Below are 20594 nucleotides of genomic sequence, written 5' to 3'. Positions count from 1 at the left end.
TGAGCTGTTACTAAGGTATTTTAAAAAATATGGACTTTTGTCTGTTAAGCGGGCTTTTGCCTGCTTTTTTAATTTTTTATGGGGGTGATATACTATTTCGAAAGAACTCCGTGTGAACAATTCTATACGGGTAAGAGAAGTTAGGGTAGTAGATGCCAATGGAAATCAGTTAGGGATAATGGCTACCCGTGATGCTATGAGGCTGGCTGAAGAGAAGCAGTTGGAACTGGTAGAAATAGCTCCACAGGCCAAGCCACCTGTATGCCGTATTATGGATTACGGCAAGTATAAGTATGAGCAGAGCAAGCGGGAAAAAGAGACCAGAAAGAAACAACGTATAATTTCTGTAAAGGAAGTCAAATTGCGACCCAATATTGAGGAACATGATTTTGAAGTTAAAGCTAAAAATGCTGTCCGCTTCTTGAAGGACGGGGATAAAGTTAAGGTAACAATCATGTTCCGCGGTAGAGAAATTGTGCATACTAATTTAGGCCAACAGTTGCTGGTTAAAATGGCCGAACAGGTTAAGGACATAGCTACTGTGGAAAGGCATCCAAAACTCGAAGGAAAAAACATGATAATGATTTTAGCACCAAAACAAGAATAGTGAGAGGAGTGTATTCTATTGCCTAAAATTAAAAGCCACCGTGGGGCAGCTAAACGTTTTAAGAAAACAGCTAACGGAAAAATTAAGGGCAATCACGCTTTTAAAAGTCATATTTTGGGTAAGAAATCTGCCAAGCGCAAGCGTAAGCTGCGTAAGGAGTATGTATTGAGTAAGCCTGATACCAAGCGGATTATGAGGTTAATCCCTTAGCATAGATGATTTAACTTATGGGTTTATTAAGGAGGAATAATCATGTCACGTGTTAAAAGCGGTGTTACCAGAAGAAAAAGACATAAGAAGATATTAAAGTTAGCTAAGGGTTACCGTGGTTCCAGAAGTAAACTTTTTAGGGTAGCGAACCAGTCTGTAATGAAGGCACTTTCCTATGCCTATAGGGACCGTAAAGCCAGAAAACGCGATTTTCGCAGACTTTGGATTGCCAGGATTAATGCTGCTGCCAGAACTAACGGATTATCCTACAATAAATTTATGAACGGTTTAAAGCAGGCAGGTGTGGAAGTAAACCGTAAGATGTTGGCGGAACTGGCCGTTAACGACAACCAGAGTTTTGTTCAACTTGTGCAAATAGCTAAAAGTAAGCTTGGTTGATTTATATTGACTCATGCTATGGTCTGGTCGAATAACAATAAGCATGGTATATGGTGCTGCGGTACTTATGCCATGCTTTGATCGTATAAGCGGCCTGAAAGAGAGTTAACTTTAATATGCTCATAACCAGTATGGACAACCCCAGAATAAGATACCTGAAACATTTGGCTAAAAGGCGTTTTCGTGAAACAGAAGGGAAATTTATTATTGAAGGCGTGCGTTTTGTAGAGGAAGCGCTCGCCTCCGCCATGTCTGTCGAAGCAGTAATATATTCGGCAAAACTTTTTCAAAACAACCGTGGGAAAGAATTGCTGGAATGCATATATAAATCTAATGTTCCCTTTTGGGAGGTAACTGAGCCAATATTGGAAAGTTTATCTGACACAGCTACCCCACAGGGAGTAGTAGCTGTGATCAAGTCTGTTCCAACCGGTTTACAGGAGATTTTAACCAGGGTCAAAAAACAGTTGCTGGTTTTAGTGGACGGTATTCAAGATCCCGGCAACCTGGGCACAATTATTAGAACATCTGATGCTGCCGGTGTAGACGCGGTGATTTTGAGCAGAGGCACAGTGGATTTATATAATCCCAAAACCCTGCGAGCTACTATGGGTTCTTTATTTCATTTGCCTGTGATTATGGCCGGTGAACCGGTTCAGGCGGCAGAGTTGTTATTACAAGCAGGAATTAGGTTGGTAGTTGGTATGCCGCAGGATTGCCAACCTGTATACTCGGTAGATTTAACCGGACCGGTAGCTCTTGTGGTGGGCAGTGAAGCTAACGGTGTAAGTGAAGGCTTAAAAAGACTGCCGGCAATCCCCGTCAATATTCCTATGCCGGGTCACGCCGAGTCTCTGAATGCGGCTATAGCGGCAGCCATAATGCTTTATGAAGCTGTCCGCCAAAGATCTGTTTAAGTACTGAAAAATAAGTTATCTTTCTTGTAATGACTCTGACCATATGTTATAATCAACCTTGAAGGTCCCCAAGAATCAGGGAAAGGTTGTGGTTAAGTTGTTTTTAACCGCCGATTTTTTTTGGAGGCTGTTCGAGGCGACCGGGTCGGTTACTGCCTACATAATGTACAGGAAACTAGCCATTCACTAGTACATTACGGTATTATTTTCTTTCTTCCCTTGTCTTGATGCAGGCTTTGGGAAAGTTATTTGGTATCTTTATTTAAATATAAATATATGGTTAACAGTAATGAAGGGGAAGAGTAAGAGGTCAATAAGTTATTCAGGGAGGAAAGGTCATTGACTGAAAGCCTTTTCAAGAACTTTGCCTGTTGAATTTCACCCCTGAACTGCAGCTGAACGTAAAATACCAGTAGGTGTAGCCGGTTTTTTCCACCGTTATCGGGAGAAAGGTTTTAATACCTGGATTTTTAAGTGGTTTGCCGGTATTCTTGAGGCAGACAAACAGGGTGGTACCGCGGAATATTTCCGTCCCTAATGGGGCGGATTTTTGTTTTACTTTGGGAAACTATGTTTATGATAGAGTGCCTATGACTGCTCGAAAGTCGTTTAAAGCGACTTTCTTGATAAATAAATGTAAAGGAGGATGGGTATGGAGAGAAAATTACGGGAGATTGCTGAAGAAGCTGCTGCAGCTGTTCAGTCAGCAGAAAATTTGGGCCAGTTAAACGATATCAGAGTCAGGGTACTGGGTAAGAAAGGCTCGCTGACTCAGGTTTTGCGAGGAATGGGCTCACTTTCAGCGGATGAACGTCCTAAAATCGGTCAAGTGGCCAATGAAGTGAGAGAGCAAATAGAAGTTGAATTGGGCAACAGGCTTAACAAGCTAAAAGCAATAGAAAAGCAAATTAAAATTAAGGCAGAAAAAATAGATATTACTCTTCCGGGCAGGCCGGTCATCCTGGGTAAAAAACACCCGTTAACCACAGTTACGGAGGAGATACAGAATATATTTCTGGGTATGGGCTTTACCATAGCTGAAGGACCTGAGATTGAACATGATTATTATAATTTTGAGGCTTTGAATCTGCCCAAGGATCACCCGGCACGTGATATGCAGGATACTTTTTTTATTACTGACGAAGTGTTGCTGCGCACTCATACCTCACCTGTACAGGTACATACTATGGAAAAAACAGTGCCGGGCTTGCCGGTAAAAATTATTGCTCCGGGCAAAGTATACCGGCGGGACGATGATGCCACACACTCACCAATGTTTCACCAGATTGAGGGTTTGGCTATAGACAAGAAAATTACTTTCAGCGATTTAAAAGGCGTCTTACAGGTTTTTGCTGAGGAGATGTTTGGATACCAGACCAAAACTCGTTTCCGCCCCAGCTATTTCCCCTTCACAGAACCCAGTGCGGAGGTTGATATTTCCTGTGTAATGTGTGGTGGAAAAGGTTGCCGTGTTTGCTCACACACAGGCTGGCTGGAGGTGCTTGGTTCAGGTATGGTGCACCCCAGAGTATTGGAAATGTCCGGTTATGATTCCGAGGAAGTAACCGGTTTTGCCTTTGGCATGGGAGTTGAAAGAATTGCTATGCTCAAATACGGTATTGATGATTTGCGCCTGCTTTTTGATAACGACTTAAGATTTTTGGGGCAGTTTTAGTTAGTCTGGTATTTTAAGATAGGGGGTTATTGCTAAGTGCTTGTATCTTATAACTGGCTAAAAGAGTATGTTGACATAGATATCCCTCCGCAGGAATTGGCAGATCGCTTGACTCTGGCCGGTGTTGCCGTGGAGAAAGTAGAGTATCTGGGGGAAGGGATAGAAAAAGTTTATACCGGTAAAATCCTGAAAATAGATAAACATCCCAATGCCGATAAGCTGGTTGTTTGTTCTATAACTACCGGAAGTGAAACCTTGCAGATCGTGACCGGTGCCACAAATGTCCGGGAAGGACATATTGTACCTGTCTCTGTTGTGGGAGCCAGTCTGGCAGGTGGTTTAAAAATTAAAAAATCAAAGCTGCGCGGTGTTGAGTCTTATGGCATGCTTTGTTCCGGCCAGGAACTGGGCATGGATGCTAAGTTCCTGCCTCCGGAACAACAAACCGGTGTTATGATTTTACCGGAAGACACTCCTATAGGTGTTGATGCAAAAGAAGTACTGGGTTTAAATGATACAATTTTGGAGCTTGACCTGACCCCAAACAGGGGAGATTGCCTCTCGATGATTGGTGTAGCGCGTGAGGTGGCTGCTATGCTTGGCTACACGCTGCGTGTGCCTCAACCGGTTGTGCAGGAACTGCCGGACGCTATTGCGGGAAAAGCCAGGGTGGACATTGCCGCTCCTTCTCTGTGCCGGCGTTATGCAGCACGGGTTTTGGTTAATGTTAAGATTGGTTCATCGCCGGGGTGGATGCAGCAAAGACTGAGGGCAGCCGGAGTGAGACCAATCAGCAATATTGTGGATGTGACCAACTACGTCATGCTGGAATTGGGTCAACCCATGCACGCATTTGATTATGACACATTGGAGAATCACCATATTATTGTACGCCGGGCTGCGGCCGGTGAGAGTATAATGACTCTGGACGGAAGCCAGCGCAAGCTGGAACAGGATATGCTGGTGATTGCCGATACCACCGGGGCGATAGCAGTAGCAGGAGTGATGGGGGGATTGCGCACCGAGGTGACAGGTAATACTGTTGCCGTATTGCTGGAATCAGCGCAATTTAATCCTATTAGTGTGCGCCGTACCTCTAAGGAACTCGGATTGCGTTCGGAATCCTCGCTGCGCTTTGAAAAAGGAATTGACTTGGACGGCTGCCTGCGCGCAGCTGATCGGGCCTGCCAGCTGATGCAGGAAATGGGGGCTGCTGATGTACTGGCTGGCTCTGTTGACAATTACCCTGAGGTGCTGCTGGAGAAAACCGTGCTGCTGCGTACCGGACGGGTGAGCCGCATATTAGGTGTTGAAGTGCCTAAAGAACAAATTGTTGCTGTTTTAAGCAGTTTGGACTTTAACGTAAGGGATAACGGGGATGAATTATTGGTTACTGTGCCCAGTCATCGCAACGATGTAAGCATAGAAGCTGACTTAATAGAAGAGGTGGCCAGGATGTACGGCTATAACCGGATTCCTGCCACTCTTATGCAGGGTGACAATACCAGAGGAGCTAAAACACCGGTTCAGTTGATAGAGACCAGGCTCAAAGATACACTGGCTGCCTGTGGGCTTACAGAAGTTATAACCTACAGCTTCGTTAATCCGCATGTGTTTGATGCCCTGGGTCTGGCAGAGGATAATGACTTGCGCCGGGCAGTAAAGGTGAAAAATCCTCTCAGTGAAGATCAATCGGTCATGCGCACCACGCTGCTGCCTAATTTACTGGAAGTTTTGCAGCGCAATTATAACCGCCGTGTACAAAACGGGGCTGTTTTTGAAACAGGCAGGTGCTTTTTGCCCACTGACCGTCAATTGCCGGATGAAATTCCGGTGCTTGGCGCGGCAGCAATGGGAAACCAGGCTTCTGCCTGGAATAAACCAGCGGTGCCAATGGATTTTTATTATCTTAAGGGTGTGTTAGAGGCCATGTTTGATACCATTGGGCTTTCCGGTATTGCTTTTGTGACGTCAGAGGCTCCAGGCTATCATCCGGGCAGGACAGCAGTTATTCAGCTTGATGGCAGGCAAATAGGTGTACTGGGTGAGGTTCACCCTGATGTTCTGGAGAATTATGACTTACCGGAGCGGGTAACAGCCTGCGAAATTAATTTAACTGAAGTATTTATGCTTGCCGGTAAGATTAAGAAATACCAGGCTTTGCCTCGTTATCCCGGTGTAGACAGGGATTTGGCGGTGGTTGTAAAGCAGTCATTGGCAGTTGAAGCTTTGTTCCATGTAATCCATAATACCGGTGGAAAGCTGTTGCGCTCGGTGAAGCTCTTTGACGTTTACCGTGGCGGGCAGGTTAAGGAAGGTTACCAGAGCTTGGCTTTTGCTCTTAATTTACAGGCGGAAGATCATACCTTAACCGATGCTGAGATAAATGAGACAATGGAAAATATCCGCGGTGCGCTAGAGAAAGAATTGGGAGCGGAACTGCGGGGATAGCTTTGAGCAGTGTTTGCAGTATTGATTAATAACTATTAACGTATATAACGAAATAAACAAAGCCGTGCCACTTTATAAGGTGATACGGTTTTTGCTTTAGGCTAAGTGCAGTTTAACCGGAGGAAACCGGTTATTTATTTTATTTACTAAGACTTTTGTCAAGGAAGAACATGAAATATAGATTAGACAGGGTTATATTTGAAAAATATTTTCTTATTGTTTGATAAAAATGCAAGAAATTAGCAGGTACTTTCAATTATTGTGTCGAATAATGCTTATAACTAATTCCGAGAGGCGGTTGTTTTTTGTGCCGGAAGAACCTAACCGTGTAAATATAGAAATATATGGAGAAGAGTATATCCTGAAAGGAAACGAATCCATAGAGTATATGAAAAAAATAGCCCAGCATGTCAATAAGATGATGAAGGATATATCCAACCGTAATTTCAAATTGCCCCTCAATAAAGTAGCAATTCTTGCCGCAATTAATATTGCTGATGATTATTTTAAACTTATGAGAAAATATGAAGAATTAACCCATGAAAATCAGGAATTGATTGAGGAATTGACAAACCCTGAGCCGGTAAAAGATAATAAGAAGGGTGTTATTAAGTAACAGCTCATGGAGTACTCCATGAGTTTTTCCTTGTGTTTGTCTAAGGCTGTATAAAGCAGGAGTGTGATTGATTTTGTGAACAAGAAAAAAATCTTGTCCAGGTCTTTTTATAACCGTGATACGGTAATGGTAGCCCGTGAATTGTTAGGCAAATTACTGGTTCATGAAACACCGGAAGGCAGAACTGTTGGACAAATTGTGGAGACGGAGGCTTACCTGCAGGGGGATCCTGCCTGTCATGCGGCAAGGGGAGAAACAAAACGAAACAGTTCTATGTTCGGGCCGCCCGGCCATGCTTATGTCTATATTATTTACGGCATTTACAGTTGTTTTAATGTGGTCACTATGCCTGAAGGTACAGGTGAAGCTGTTCTGGTGAGAGCTTTAGAGCCGGTTGAAGGGATCCCTTTGATGCAGTTCAGGAGAAAGCGGGAGAAACTTCCGGAATTATGCGGGGGACCGGCACGACTGGTACAAGCAATGGGATTGGGCATAAATCATAACAGTATTGATCTGACTTCCGGTGCGCTGGTAATTTGTCAAGGGGTGACACCGGAAAATATTACTGTAACCAATCGCATAGGCATCAGCCAGGGAAAAGATTTGTTTTTGCGTTTTTATGTAACAGGTAATAAATATGTTTCCCGTAAATAATATGCGTGATATAGTATAGTTTTAGTAAAGGATTTTATGAAGTAAACTAAATTAGTTTGGATACATTAATTAAAAAGGGAGCGAACCGCAAGTGAAAATCAAAGAGATTTACCAACTGGCTGTACAGAAAGGAATTGAACGCGACCCGCGTGGTATGGAGACAGTGCATAAGCTTTTGGAACGAGTAAAAAAGCGTTATGAAGATTTAAAAGAAGAAAAGAGATCTGAATTTGACCAGGACAAGCTATTTAATCCTTACAGTGATACCAGAATTTTAGCCGGGGATCCGGAAAAAGAAGTTGGCCGCGCGCTGGTAGGTATTGATATAGAAGTCGGTGAAGTGCTTTTAGCCGATCGCCTGAGTGAACGCAGTGGCCCAATAGATTTAATCATTGCTCATCACCCGGAAGGCAAGGCCATGTCAGCACTTTACCAGGTAATGCACCTGCAAGAGGATTTTTTGGCCCGCTACGGTGTGCCCATTAACGTGGCCGAGGGCATGATGGCTTCAAGAATTGCTGAAGTAAAACGTGGATTAATGCCGTTAAATCATAACCGGGCTGTTGATGCAGCAAAGATTTTAAACCAGTCTTTAATGTGCATGCACACGCCGGCGGACAACCATGTAGTTGATTTTTTACAGAAAATATTTGATGAGGAGAAACCTGAACGGTTGACTGATGTTATTAAATTACTCAAAACTATTCCTGAATACAAAGAAGCCGTTACTAATAATGCCGGGCCGACTATTGTAGTAGGAAGCAAGGAAAGGCGGGCAGGTAAAATATTGGTGGAGATGACCGGTGGCACCAGCGGTTCTGAAGAGGTTTATTCCAAACTGGCGCAGGCCGGCATAGGTACGGTTGTGGTTATGCATTTAAATGAGAAACACCGTAAAGAAGCTGAAAAGAATCACGTTAACGTAGTCATCGCCGGTCATATGGCCAGTGATTCTCTGGGCATGAATCTAATCTTGGATGAACTGCAAAAGAAGGGTATTGAAATCATACCCTGTGCAGGCTTAATTCGTCACAGTCGAGCATAGTTATTTTACAATGGAGGTCGTGCAAAATGCACAAAACCGAGTTGTTAGCACCGGCAGGTGATTGGGAATCTTTTGTGGCTGCGGTGGAAAATGGCGCTGATGCTGTTTACCTGGGAGGAAAGTTGTTCAGTGCCCGCAGTTCTGCCGCTAACTTTGACAACCAGGCTTTATCACGTGCTGTTGAATATGCCCATGTGCGCGGGGTAAAGGTATATGTAACTGTTAATACACTTCTGGCAGACCAGGAAATAACTGAAGCAATGGAATTTTTATATTTTCTTTACACCGCGGGTGCCGATGCTGTTATAATTCAGGATTTAGGCCTGTCAGAGTTAGCACGGCTCGTCTTGCCCGAGCTGCCCCTGCATGCCAGTACACAGATGACCGTTCATAATTTGCCCGCTGTTGAGCTGCTGTTGGAAGCCGGTTTTGAGCGTGTTGTACTGGCCCGTGAAATGTCTTTATCTTCTATAGACAATATTAAGAAAAGGACCGGGGCAGATCTGGAAATATTTATTCATGGTGCCTTATGTATATGTTATTCAGGACAGTGCCTGATGTCCAGCATTATTGGCGGGCGCAGCGGCAACCGGGGCCGTTGCGCCCAACCTTGCCGAATGCGCTATGAATTGGTTGATGAAGCGGGGAGGCCGATGCTTGATCAGGCTAAAACGGGAGATTACTTGCTTAGTCCGCGGGATCTTAACTTGAGTGAGCATATACCCCAGTTGATCCGGGCTGGTATTTTATCTTTTAAAGTAGAAGGAAGAATGAAACGTCCTGAATATGTGGCTACGGTAATCAGAATCTACCGCGGCCTGATTGACCGGGCAGACGGGCAGGAATATCATGTCAGTGAAGAGGAAACCCGTAAGCTGACACAAATATTTAACCGGGACTTTTCTGCCGGTTACTTTTTCGGGCATCCGGGACATGATTTAATGAGTTATAAAAGACCTAATAACCGCGGTGTTAAACTGGGCCGGGTTAAGCAGTATGACCGTGGTGAGAAGGTTGCCACATTGATTCTGGATGAACCTCTCCGGGTGGGTGACGGGGTGGAAATCTGGGTTACGGACGGGGGCAGGTTGGGTATTGAAATAGATACTTTATTGATGGCGGGGAAAAAAGTGGAGCGGGCTCCGGCAGGCTCACAGGTACAGATTTTTCTACCGCGCAAGGTTGGTATCGGTGACCGTGTTTTCAAGACACATGACGCCGACTTAATTGAAAAGGCCAGGGCAACTTTTACTTCTCAAAGAGAGCGCACCAAAATTGCTTTGCAGTTTTTTGTCCGAGCCAGGGAAGGAGAACCGCTTTATTTGCAGGCGGTGGAACCTTCCGGCCAATCTGCCGAGGCTGCAACCGGGACAGTAGGTCAAAAAGCAGAGAACAGGCCACTGGACAGGGAGTTTTTACTCAAACAGTTAGGGCGGTTGGGGAACAGTCCCTTTGGCCTGGCTGGGCTTAGTTGTGATATAGATGGTTCTATAATTTATCCGGTTAAGGAAATTAACGAAGCAAGGCGGCAGGTACTGGAGGAGCTGAAACAGAACAGGATTAAGGCAGGCAGTAAGATCCCGGTACCGGAAAATGTTTATCAAGAGAGATTAGAGGGAGCCTTGTTGGGCACCGGTGCAGAACATAGACGGTCAGATGTACATATTAGTGAGCCCGGTATTTCTGTTACAGTAACAGATTTAGCATCTTTGCAGGAAGCTGTGCGTTCAGGAGCCAGACTTGTTTATTTTGGCGGGGAAAGTTTTCGTTCCAAGAAAAACCTGTCTATAGACGATATTTACCATGGTCTTGATTATTGTCGGGCCAATAACGTTTTATTTGTATTGTCTTCGCCCAGGATTCTGCAGGATGAAGAATTGAGCCGTTTTGCCAAACTGCTGAAACAAACCTCTGAATGGCCTTTAGATGGAATACAGGTAGGCAATTTGGGCTTATTGAAGTATGTTCGGGAAAATACAGGTAAACCTGTTTACACTGATTTCTCTTTTAATATTTTTAATCACCAGGCAGTGCATTTTTTACTAAAGCAGGGTGTAAGGCATATCACATTGTCTCCCGAGCTGACTATGGGACAACTTCACTATTTGAAAACAGCTGTTGATTTTGATGCCGAAATTCTGGTGCACGGAGCTTTGCCTTTAATGGTTTCCAGGTATTGTGTGTTAGGCAGTTTATTGGGGGGTAAGAGCACTCAAACAAATTGTTCCGGCCCGTGCAGCGGCAAGCGCTGCGGTTTAAGAGACAGGATGGCTATAACTTTTCCGGTGGAAGTTGATTATTATTGTAATATGCATATTTTTAATTCCAGGGATCATTGTTTGCTGGAGGATTTGTCTCAAATAAGCAGCATGAATATCTCCCTGTTGCGCATTGAGGCCAGGCGTGAAGACGCTAAGTACGTAAAAAAAGTGGTTTCCACTTATCGCGAGGCTCTAAATAGTGTGACCAAAGGCAAGCTGCGCGATTTTACGGCGGCCAAAGAAGCTCTGGCAGCATTGGTTCCCGGCGGGTTAACCAAGGGGCATTATTATCGAGGGGTTATAGGAGGATGAAGTAAGCCTGATGTTAGAAAGGAAAACATTAAAGCGCCTGGAATTTGACAAAATCCTGAAGAAATTAGCCGGCTGCACCGGTTCAGTGCTGGGCAGGGAAAGGGCTTTAAGCCTTATGCCTTCTGTTGATTATCAAACGGTAAAAATCTGGCTTTCAGAAACTACGGAAGCCAGAGAGATGTTTCGGCTGGAGCCTGCTGCGGACATCGGAGGCTGGCATGACATAAGAAAAAGCGTAATCAGGGCACACCAGGGGGCGGTATTGGAAGCCAAAGATCTTTCGGAGATAGGAGAAACCTTGGCGGCAGCTCGCTTAGCCAGGAATTATTTACTGGAAAGAGATGAGTTTTATCCCTTGCTGGCCGGGATAGGCTCGCGCATCACCAGTTTTGCCGATCTTGAACACAGGTTAAAAAATGCCATCTTGCCGGGGGGGGAAATTGCTGACAGGGCATCTGATGCACTGTCACAAATTCGTCGGCGTATTACCAACAACCGTGCATCTGTCAAAGAGCGTTTGGAGCACATTATTCGTTCCCCGAATTATCAAAAATATCTGCAGGATCCTATAGTAACAATAAGAGAAGGGCGTTATGTGGTCCCGGTAAAGCTGGAATACCGGGGTCAGGTACAGGGTATTGTACATGACACCTCAGCCAGCGGGGCGACTCTTTTTGTTGAGCCAATGGCTGTAGTTGAGGCTAATAACGAATTAAGGCGCTTAATTGCAGCCGAAAAGCAGGAGATTGTGAAAATACTAACTGACCTTTCCTGCCGGGTAGCTCAGGAAAGTGAGCCGCTGGGGGTTACTCTGGAGGCTTTGGGGCATCTTGATTTTGTTCTGGCTAAAGCCAGGCTGAGCAGTCAAATGGATGCCTGGGCCCCTGTTTTAGTTGACGGTCCGGTGGTAAATATACAAAAAGGCCGTCATCCTTTGTTAGCCGGAGATGTTGTGCCGGTCAGCGTGCATTTAGGCAAAGAGTTCGACTCTTTAATCATAACCGGCCCCAATACCGGTGGAAAAACCGTAACTTTAAAAACCATCGGGCTGCTGGTATTGATGGCCCAGTCAGGGTTGCACATTCCTGCTGAAAGCAGTTCGGAAACAGGAATATTTGAACAGGTATTCGCTGATATAGGTGATGAACAGAGTATTGAGCAATCCCTCAGTACCTTTTCCTCGCATATGAGCAACATTGTCAGTATCCTCAACCAATCAGGGGCGGGTAGTTTGGTATTAATGGATGAATTGGGAGCCGGTACAGACCCCACTGAGGGAGCGGCACTGGCCCAGGCAATTTTGGAGAAGCTGCATGAGCAAAAGGCTAAAATTGTAGCTACAACTCACTACAGCGAGCTGAAAAATTTTGCCTATGCCCACAGACGGGTTGAAAATGCCAGTGTGGAATTTGATCCGATTAGTTTAAAGCCTACTTACCGTCTTTTGATAGGCAAACCGGGACGCAGCAATGCTTTTGAAATCGCTCTACGCCTGGGGCTCGAGCCTGGGGTTGTCAGCAGAGCCAGGGATTTTCTGACAACCGAACAAATAGAGATCTCTGAGCTGATGCTGCGGCTGGAAAAAGAACGCCAGGCAGCCGAGGAGGAAAAGCGAATCGCTGAATTATTGCGGCAGGATGCTGAAAAACTGAAAGCCAGGTATACTGAGCTGGAACAAATGCTGAGGGAAAAGAGAGAGGATATTCTGGCCAAAGCTCATGAAGAAGCCAGTAAAACGGTTAAAAATACACGGCAGGAAGCTGAAGAAGCAATCAAGGAATTTCGCGGCATGCTGCAGGAAAATGATAACCGCCTGAAAGAAATGGCTGTGCAGGAGGTTCGCAACAAAATTAAGGGGATGCAGGGGCGCCTGCGTAAAGCACCCGAGAAAAGCCACGGGGGTGTGGTACCCCGGGAGTTATTAATCGGTGAAGAGGTTTTTATTCCTAATTTAAACCAACAAGGTTATGTTTTGAATGTTTCCACTGACGGGAAGGAAGCCCTGGTCCAGGTAGGAATAATGAAATTAAATATGCCCGTTAAAGATCTGCGCAAAGTTGATGAAGCTAAAAAAGAAAACAGCGGTAAAGTGCAATTTGCCGGTTTACTTAAAAATAAATCTCAGGAGATTTCAACAAAACTTGATTTAAGAGGCATGAGAGCTGAGGAAGCCTGGTTGGAAGTGGAGAAATACTTGGATGATGCATTTTTAGCCGGTTTAAACAAGATATATGTAGTGCACGGCAAGGGAACCGGTGCTTTACGGGCCATGATTCAAAGGGAACTGCAGAACAGCAGACGGGTTAAATCTTTTCGCCTGGGTGAACATGGTGAAGGTGGAGCAGGTGTAACTGTGGTAGATTTAAAATAATAAAATATTAAGCATTACCGGAGCTGCCAGAGAGGACTCTCTGGCAGCTCCGGTAATTTCTTAGAGTATTAAAAAAATGTTTTTAGTCTCTTGGATTTTAATGCTAAATCAAAAATATTTGCACTGCTTGTCCTTAATTGGTTTTTCCTTGAGGTGTTATATTATGTGTTTCCGCTTCCACTTCCTTATTGCTTGTTTCAGGCCCGTGCACGGTACAAACACCTGTCGGTACTCTGCTTTCACTGTCTGCAACACTGGAGGAAAATGTACCGGTCTTTAAAAATACTTTTGTTACTCTATCCGGGCAGTATTCATTTGGCAGCATTCCGGAAACAGCACACACTTCTACCAACACATGAGAAGTATCGACTTTTTTTGGTACATTTTCAGCCGCAAAAAGATCTGTAACTTTGTCTGTATCAGGGGTATTGGGTCCGGGCAAAAGCCCGGACTTGCTGTCCACTGTGGCGGAAACTATGTTATCAGGACGGGGGAACTGTTTAAGTGGCTGTCCTTCAAGAATTTTCCCCATGATATTATGCCATATTCTGGCGGAATATTCGCCGCCGAAGTATGGTGTTGGTTTAGGATCATCATAACCCATCCAAACGATACCTACAAGTTCCGGAGTATAACCGGCAAACCATATGTCTTTACCGTTTTCAGTTGTGCCTGTTTTGCCTGCAGCAGGCCTGCTTATTTGAGCAGCCGTCCCCGTGCCCCTTTGTACGGCTGATTGGAGCATATCAGTTATTAAATAAGCTGTAGTTGGTTTCATAGCTTGAACCGGTATGCTTTGTTGCGTATCCCAAAGGACGGTGCCGTCAGATTTTTTAACCTGAGTGATAGCTATGGGCTTATTATAAGTGCCAAGGTTTGCAAAGGCGCCATAAGCCCCAGCCAGTTCCAGTGGGGTTACACCCTGGTGCAGCCCACCTAAAGCCATACTTAATCCAACATCATATTTAGGATCAAGCGATGAAATACCTATCTTTTTTGCAAAGTCCCTGGCTTTTGGAATAGTAACCTCCTGTAAAAGTTTAACTGATACGATATTTATCGAATAAGTCAGGGCATTTCGCAAAGTAGTTAAACCACTAAATTTACCGTTGGAATTGCGTGGTGACCAGCTGCCAATTCTAATAGGAGAGTCGTCTACTACTGATGCCGGTCCCTTACCTTTTAACTCGATAGCGGGTCCGTAAGCTATAATAGGTTTAAAAGCCGAACCAGGCTGGCGGTAGGTTTGGGTAGCTCTGTTCCACTGCCGCATGTTAGTGTGTTCCCGTCCGCCCACCAGTGCAGTTATATATCCGTTATGAGGATTTATAACCACTGCCGCGCCTTGAATATCCGCGGTAGGGAAATTGTTTTTGTTTGATATAACTTCCTCTGCTATAGTTTGCATTTTTTTATCCATAGCAATATGAACTATCAGCCCGCCTGTAAATACTTGAGACTCACCGTACCTGGCTATTAAATGTTCAGTTACATAGTCAATATAAAAAGGATAGGGATATTTTTTGGCAGCGGGTTCTGTCAGAGTTCCTAAATCAGCGTTAACAACATTGTTGTAATCATAATTGTTAATATAATTATATTTAAGCATATTTTCCAAAACAAGGTTACGCCTCTTTAAAGCCAGGTCTTTATTTTGATAAGGTGAGTAAGAACTGGGCGCTTGTGGCAAACCCGCCAGTAAGGCAGCCTCTTTTAACCCTAATTCATTTAATTTTTTACCAAAGTATGTTTCCGCAGCAGTTTTAATGCCGTAAGAGCCTTCACCAAAATAGATACGGTTTAAATATAATTCTAATATCTCTTCCTTACTTAATTTTCGCTCAAGCATTAAGGCCAAAAAAATTTCCTGAATTTTTCGTTTGTATTTCTGATCATTATTCAAATATATATCGCGCGCCAGCTGCTGTGTTATAGTGCTGGCACCTTCCTTAATTTTTCCTGTGGTTATGTTTTGCCAGGCCGCTCTGGCAATTCCTCGTATATCTATACCGTGGTGCTGGTAAAAGCGAACATCTTCTACAGCCAGAAAAGCGTTTTGTACAACTTTGGGCACTTCATTTATTTTAACCGGGATACGATTTTCTGTGCCAATTTTAGTAATCAAATTATCATTCTGATCATAAATAAGTGTTGCTGCATTGTATTTCAAATCTTTTATATTTATATCAGGTAAATCCACAATTATAGAGATAAGCAAGCCTATGGAGGTACCCAGCACAATGAGCAGAACCAGCAGACCAATTAATAAGAAGAGTCGGAACCAGTTAAGCTTCTTTTTCTTCTCGTTTTCCGTCAAAAAAAACACTCCTTTAAGTGCTTATAAAAGTATTATAACATAAATGCTTAAAAAAAAGCAGATAATTCGTTGCTGCCTTGTCAGTGCCAGCACCTTCTGATATAATTGTTAAGAATTTTACATAGTTATCATGAATCATTAAACATATATGATAAATGCGGAGAGGAGTTTGGGTATGCTGTCACTGGAAAAACAATTGGAGATTATAAAACGAGGTGCTGTAGAGATTATACCTGAAGAAGAACTGGTACAAAAATTAAAGAATTCCATAGAAACGGGAAAACCCCTGGTTATTAAATTGGGTCTCGATCCCACGGCACCGGATATACACCTGGGACATACGGTAGTCCTACAAAAAATGCGACAGTTTCAGGATTTGGGACATAAAGCAATTATCATACTTGGTGATTTTACAGGGCGCATAGGTGATCCTACAGGTAAATCAGAGACTCGTAAACAACTTACTGAAGAAGAAGTACTGGAAAATGCCAAAACTTATGAAAGACAAATATTTAAAATACTTGACGCTGAAAAAACAAAACTTGTTTTTAACAGTGAGTGGCTGGGCAAGCTTAATTTTGCTGATGTAATTGAGCTATCGGCCAAGTATACAGTAGCCAGGATGCTGGAAAGGGATGATTTTGCCAAGCGCTATCGTGAAAATCTGCCGATCAGCATACATGAATTTTTTTACCCGTTAATGCAGGGCTATGACTCAGTTGCTCTTGAAGCAGATGTTGAATTAGGGGGTACGGATCAAAAATTCAATCTTTTAATGGGCCGTACTTTACAAAAAGAATATGGTCAGAAGCCACAGATAGCTATCACCATGCCAATTATTGAAGGTCTTGACGGCGTACAAAAAATGAGCAAAAGCCTGGGCAACTATATCGGTGTGGATGAATCCCCCAGGGAGATGTATGGAAAAACAATGTCCATTACCGATGAAATTATGGTTCGTTATTTTGAACTGGTAACACAGGTGCCCCTGGAAGAAGTAAGAGCAATTTCTGAAGGCCTGCAGAACAGTACAATGCATCCGCGTGATGTTAAAATGCGCTTAGCCCGTGAAATTACAGCTGTATATCATGGTCAGGAAGCTGCGCTTCAGGCAGAAGAAGAATTTAAGAGAATTTTCCAGCAAGGTGATTTGCCCGATGATATACCTGATTTTGTTATTAAAGAAGATGGACTGGAAAACGGTACTATCAGAATGGATAAACTGCTATTTCAAGCCGGTCTGACCTCCAGCGCAAGTGAGGCAAAACGTTTAATAAGTCAGGGCGGGGTTAAGATTGACGGTCATAAAGTAGAAGATTCTTTATATGAATATGCGCCTGTGATGGGAAATATTATCCGGGTAGGCAAAAGAAAGTTCATAAGAATAATTGTATAGATTAGTATTTTTATACTCCGGGAAATAGAGCACCTTTTAGTTCACCTTCACATATTATAAGGAGAAGCAACCGGTCTAATTATGACTGGCCTCCAAATACTTTTGTGGAGGTGATAGCATGTTTAAACGGAGGCGGCCTGCCAGAACTGTTTTTATTATATTTTTTTCATTATTTATTTTTACGATATTGACAGGAGGATTTTATATTGTTGAGTATCGTCTTAAGCCTGTTATTTATGAAATTGCTCAGGCGAGGGCAATACAATTGTCTACTGAGTCGGTTAACAGGTGTATTCAAAAGCAGATTTCTGAAGAAACTGTTCAATACCAGGACTTTGTCAATATCCATAAGGACAACGAGGGTCGAATAGTTATGATGCAGGCTAATACGATTAAAGTCAGCCGTACAGCTTCCGACATAACCCTGGCCGTTGAAAAGTCTTTAGAAGAATTAAAAATACAGGATATTTTTATTCCGATCGGTCAGGTATCAGGCACATCTTTGTTTGCTAATTCAGGATTTAGATTGAAATTCAATATTATGCCTGTGGGTGTTGTCCATGCTGACATAACAGATAAGTTTGAGCAAGCGGGTATTAACCAAACCAGACACAAGATCTACCTGTACCTGCGAACAAATATTCAAATCATGTTGCCACTGCAAAAGGGAGAAACAGAAATTGCCACAAAGGTTCCTTTAGCTGAGAGTATTATTGTCGGCCAGGTTCCCAATGTAGTGGTAGATATGCCGCAAGGGATTATAAGCAGCCAACTGTTGGAAAAATAAATAGTTTTTTCACCTGTTCTTTTCATTTATAAAGAAAAAATATGGTATAATACCTTATTATGCCGTGCTAATAAGTAAAGATAATTATATTTATACACAAAGAATTCATAGCTTCCTCCATTTAAATTTATAAGTTAACTTCAGTGTGTAAGGTGGAAAAAATGGAAGAAAAATGGTTAACATTAACTCAAGTGGCTGAGGAAGCAGGGTTATCAGAAATTACAGTAAAACGTTATGCAAATCTGTATGACCGTTACCTGCAATACCGTATTTTTGGCCGTTATAAAAGGTATACACCGGAAACGGTTAATCTTATGATACATATTTCATCTCTTGATCAAAACGGCTTAACTATAAATGAAATTTCCGAAAAACTTAAGAATGATTATAGCGCTTTTATGGCAGTAGGAAATGCTAAATCTTACCGGGTACTAGTGCCGTTGATGATTTTGGTTAATTTACTGGAACTTTTGGTCAAAGCAATGCGTCAAATTACTGTTGCTTTTGAGTATATTAGCGCTCAGGAAGAAGAATTGAACAAACTGCGAGAGGAATTAAAACAAATGCGACGACGATTAGAAAAGGCGGAAGCATTTCAAAAAAATACCGATAAAGAATTATCAAATAAATCTTCACAAAGTTGGTGGAAAAGAGTATTTAGCAAATAAAAGAAGCTCTTGAGTCGAGAGCTTCTTTTATTTGCTAAAAAAGTATAGATGCAATCAGGTAAACTAAGCCCGCTAAAGTGGCTGTAATAGGAAGTGTTATTAACCATGCGGTGATCATTCTTTGGGCGGTACACCATTTTACACAGGAAAGTCTTTTAGCCGAACCTACGCCCATAATAGCAGAAGATATAACGTGAGTAGTGCTTACCGGTTGACCAATGATAGTTGCTCCTATAATAACACTTGCGGACGTAACATCTGAAGCAAAACCGCTGATAGGTTTAAGCTTTATAATTTGAGTCCCCACTGTCTTAATGATTTTCCATCCGCCGACAGAAGTTCCTAGCGCCATAGCTATGGCGCAGGTCAGCTTAACCCAAAAGGGTATGTCATGGGTATTCTGTAAACCACCGGCAATTAAAGCAAAGGTAATTATACCCATTGATTTTTGTGCATCATTAGTGCCGTGGCTGAAGGCCTGAAAAGCGGCGGTCAATATTTGTAAAAATCTAAACATCCGGTTAGTTGAACGAGGGTTGGCACTCCTAAAGACGAATCTTAATATACTCATAATAATGTATCCTATGCAAAAAGCTAAAACAGGAGACAGTATCAGTGCTTGCAGTATTGTAAGAAAGCCGGCAAAATTAACGGCTGAAAGTCCGGCGGAGGCAATGACTGAACCTGTTAAAGCGCCTATTAAAGCATGGGACGAACTGCTGGGAATACCGTAATACCAGGTGATTAAGTTCCATATAATGGCGGCCACTAAAGCCGCTATGACTATAGGCAAACCGTGCTCCAATTTCATTGGATCGGCAATTTTGCCTCCAATTGTCTTGGCTACGCCGGTAAAAGTCAGGGCTCCGACCAGGTTCATAGTAGAAGCCAGAACAATTGCGGCACGGGGTGTCAAGGCCTTTGTGGAAATAGAAGTGGCAATAGCATTTGCTGTATCATGAAAACCATTGATAAAATCAAAAGATAAAGCCAGCAAAACCACAGCTGCAATTAAAACCAGAGTTGAATCCATTTTTCTTCTCCTTATGAATTACGCATAATCAAGGATTCCAAAAGGTCTGCCACATCTTCACAGGCATCAGTAACACTTTCCAAGACCTCATAAAGATCCTTCTTTTTAATAATCAGTATGGGATTATCAATTTCCTCAAATAAAGTTTTTATAGCTTCTCTCAGAAGTTGATCTGCCTCATTTTCCAGTTCATTAATCCTGTTAATATGCCTGGACATTTCCATCATCTTTTTTTGTACCAGCAGCTTTATGGCAAAGGATATTTCATCCACAGAGTTAACAATCATTTGAGCGAACAGCTTCATGTAGTCGTCTGATTCCTTAACATTATATAGTTCCATTCTGTCAGCGCAAGCTTCTATTCCATCCAGTACATCGTCCAGCTTGGAAGCCAATCCGAAGATATCTTCTCTTTCCAACGGGGTAATAAATGTCCTGTTTAGCGCGTGCATTATTGTATGGGTATACCCATCCCCTTTGTCCTCCAGGGTCTTAATTTTTTCGGCGTAATGTTCAGAATCATGCAAATTGTGGATTTCTTCTTGAAACAGGTAGGCAGCTTCTTTTAGATTATCTACATCTAAGATTATAGTTTCAAAGAATATGTCCTTTTTTTTGAAAAACATCAAAATTAGCCTCCCGCATTATGATTTATACAAATATTTACCCAGTAGAACTATACCAGCATTCTGTTAAGCGATTGTTAAGTGTTTATTAATTTTATATGCACATATGTCGGATAATATATTATGTGAACTTAAAATGGGTAAAATACGTGGTTGTTTAATACCATACCAAATATTATAAGATATATATTCAGATTAAGTTATTATATTCACAAGCTAAAAATGGTTTTTTAGCTGGTATATAAACTC

Annotated in this window: 17 protein-coding genes and 2 other annotated features (1 of these 19 running past the window's edge); of the genes, 14 read left to right on the top strand and 3 right to left on the bottom strand. The window is 42.8% G+C overall.

Going from position 1 to position 20594, the window contains the following annotated elements:
• Positions 1 to 78: a sequence feature (ribosomal protein L20 leader region), on the top strand; it begins 41 nt to the left of the window's first position.
• 34 nt (positions 79 to 112) lie between these two features.
• From infC to DTOX_RS11700, 11 genes are all read left to right on the top strand, one after another.
• Positions 113 to 607: a translation initiation factor IF-3 gene (infC, locus tag DTOX_RS11750; RefSeq protein ID WP_015757912.1), complete on the top strand. Its 495-nt coding sequence runs from the start codon at positions 113 to 115 to the stop codon at positions 605 to 607.
• Positions 608 to 625: 18 nt separating this feature from the next.
• Positions 626 to 817, top strand: coding sequence for a 50S ribosomal protein L35 (gene rpmI / locus DTOX_RS11745; protein WP_015757911.1), 192 nt, complete (start codon positions 626 to 628; stop codon positions 815 to 817).
• Between the two features lie 42 nt (positions 818 to 859).
• Positions 860 to 1216: a 50S ribosomal protein L20 gene (gene rplT / locus DTOX_RS11740; protein ID WP_015757910.1), complete on the top strand. Its 357-nt coding sequence runs from the start codon at positions 860 to 862 to the stop codon at positions 1214 to 1216.
• A gap of 116 nt (positions 1217 to 1332) precedes the next feature.
• Complete coding sequence (locus tag DTOX_RS11735) at positions 1333 to 2133, top strand: TrmH family RNA methyltransferase (protein WP_015757909.1); 801 nt, start codon at positions 1333 to 1335, stop codon at positions 2131 to 2133.
• A 280-nt stretch (positions 2134 to 2413) separates the two neighbouring features.
• Positions 2414 to 2672: a binding site (T-box leader), on the top strand.
• 113 nt (positions 2673 to 2785) lie between these two features.
• Positions 2786 to 3808, top strand: coding sequence for a phenylalanine--tRNA ligase subunit alpha (gene pheS, locus DTOX_RS11730; protein WP_015757908.1), 1023 nt, complete (start codon positions 2786 to 2788; stop codon positions 3806 to 3808).
• Positions 3809 to 3844: 36 nt separating this feature from the next.
• Positions 3845 to 6259 (top strand): phenylalanine--tRNA ligase subunit beta, encoded by a 2415-nt coding sequence (gene pheT, locus DTOX_RS11725; protein WP_015757907.1) that lies wholly within the window; start codon positions 3845 to 3847, stop codon positions 6257 to 6259.
• A gap of 307 nt (positions 6260 to 6566) precedes the next feature.
• Positions 6567 to 6875: a cell division protein ZapA gene (locus DTOX_RS11720; RefSeq protein ID WP_015757906.1), complete on the top strand. Its 309-nt coding sequence runs from the start codon at positions 6567 to 6569 to the stop codon at positions 6873 to 6875.
• A gap of 126 nt (positions 6876 to 7001) precedes the next feature.
• Entirely contained in the window at positions 7002 to 7529 is a 528-nt protein-coding gene (locus DTOX_RS11715) for a DNA-3-methyladenine glycosylase (RefSeq protein ID WP_042317158.1), read from the top strand.
• Between the two features lie 91 nt (positions 7530 to 7620).
• The gene (locus tag DTOX_RS11710; protein ID WP_015757904.1) at positions 7621 to 8574 is read left to right on the top strand and encodes a hypothetical protein; all 954 of its coding nucleotides are present in this window, start codon (positions 7621 to 7623) and stop codon (positions 8572 to 8574) included.
• Between the two features lie 26 nt (positions 8575 to 8600).
• The gene (locus tag DTOX_RS11705; RefSeq protein WP_015757903.1) at positions 8601 to 11147 is read left to right on the top strand and encodes a U32 family peptidase; all 2547 of its coding nucleotides are present in this window, start codon (positions 8601 to 8603) and stop codon (positions 11145 to 11147) included.
• A 10-nt stretch (positions 11148 to 11157) separates the two neighbouring features.
• Entirely contained in the window at positions 11158 to 13518 is a 2361-nt protein-coding gene (locus tag DTOX_RS11700) for an endonuclease MutS2 (protein WP_015757902.1), read from the top strand.
• A 133-nt stretch (positions 13519 to 13651) separates the two neighbouring features.
• Here the strand turns inward: DTOX_RS11700 and DTOX_RS11695 are convergent, their stop codons facing one another.
• Positions 13652 to 15844 carry a transglycosylase domain-containing protein gene (locus tag DTOX_RS11695; RefSeq protein ID WP_422698376.1) on the bottom strand — a complete coding sequence of 731 codons (2193 nt, stop codon included), beginning with the start codon at positions 15842 to 15844 and terminating at the stop codon, positions 13652 to 13654.
• A 166-nt stretch (positions 15845 to 16010) separates the two neighbouring features.
• Between DTOX_RS11695 and tyrS the strand changes: the two genes are divergently transcribed.
• The 3 genes from tyrS to DTOX_RS11680 all read left to right on the top strand — a co-directional run bounded on the left by tyrS (position 16011) and on the right by DTOX_RS11680 (position 18686).
• A complete protein-coding gene (tyrS, locus tag DTOX_RS11690) occupies positions 16011 to 17231 on the top strand; it encodes a tyrosine--tRNA ligase (RefSeq protein WP_015757900.1) in 1221 nt (406 codons plus the stop codon).
• A gap of 118 nt (positions 17232 to 17349) precedes the next feature.
• Positions 17350 to 18018: a sporulation protein YunB gene (gene yunB / locus DTOX_RS11685; RefSeq protein WP_015757899.1), complete on the top strand. Its 669-nt coding sequence runs from the start codon at positions 17350 to 17352 to the stop codon at positions 18016 to 18018.
• Between the two features lie 161 nt (positions 18019 to 18179).
• A complete protein-coding gene (locus DTOX_RS11680) occupies positions 18180 to 18686 on the top strand; it encodes a MerR family transcriptional regulator (protein WP_015757898.1) in 507 nt (168 codons plus the stop codon).
• Between the two features lie 34 nt (positions 18687 to 18720).
• Here the strand turns inward: DTOX_RS11680 and DTOX_RS11675 are convergent, their stop codons facing one another.
• Together DTOX_RS11675 and DTOX_RS11670 are read right to left on the bottom strand one after the other, a co-directional pair.
• A complete protein-coding gene (locus DTOX_RS11675) occupies positions 18721 to 19719 on the bottom strand; it encodes an inorganic phosphate transporter (RefSeq protein ID WP_015757897.1) in 999 nt (332 codons plus the stop codon).
• Between the two features lie 11 nt (positions 19720 to 19730).
• A complete protein-coding gene (locus DTOX_RS11670; RefSeq protein ID WP_015757896.1) occupies positions 19731 to 20345 on the bottom strand; it encodes a DUF47 domain-containing protein in 615 nt (204 codons plus the stop codon).
• Between the last annotated feature and the right edge of the window lie 249 nt (positions 20346 to 20594).

Origin of the sequence: Desulfofarcimen acetoxidans DSM 771, assembly GCF_000024205.1 — a bacterium.
In the GTDB taxonomy this organism is placed as follows: domain Bacteria; phylum Bacillota; class Desulfotomaculia; order Desulfotomaculales; family Desulfofarciminaceae; genus Desulfofarcimen; species Desulfofarcimen acetoxidans.
This window is presented reverse-complemented; position numbering and strand designations above follow the sequence as displayed.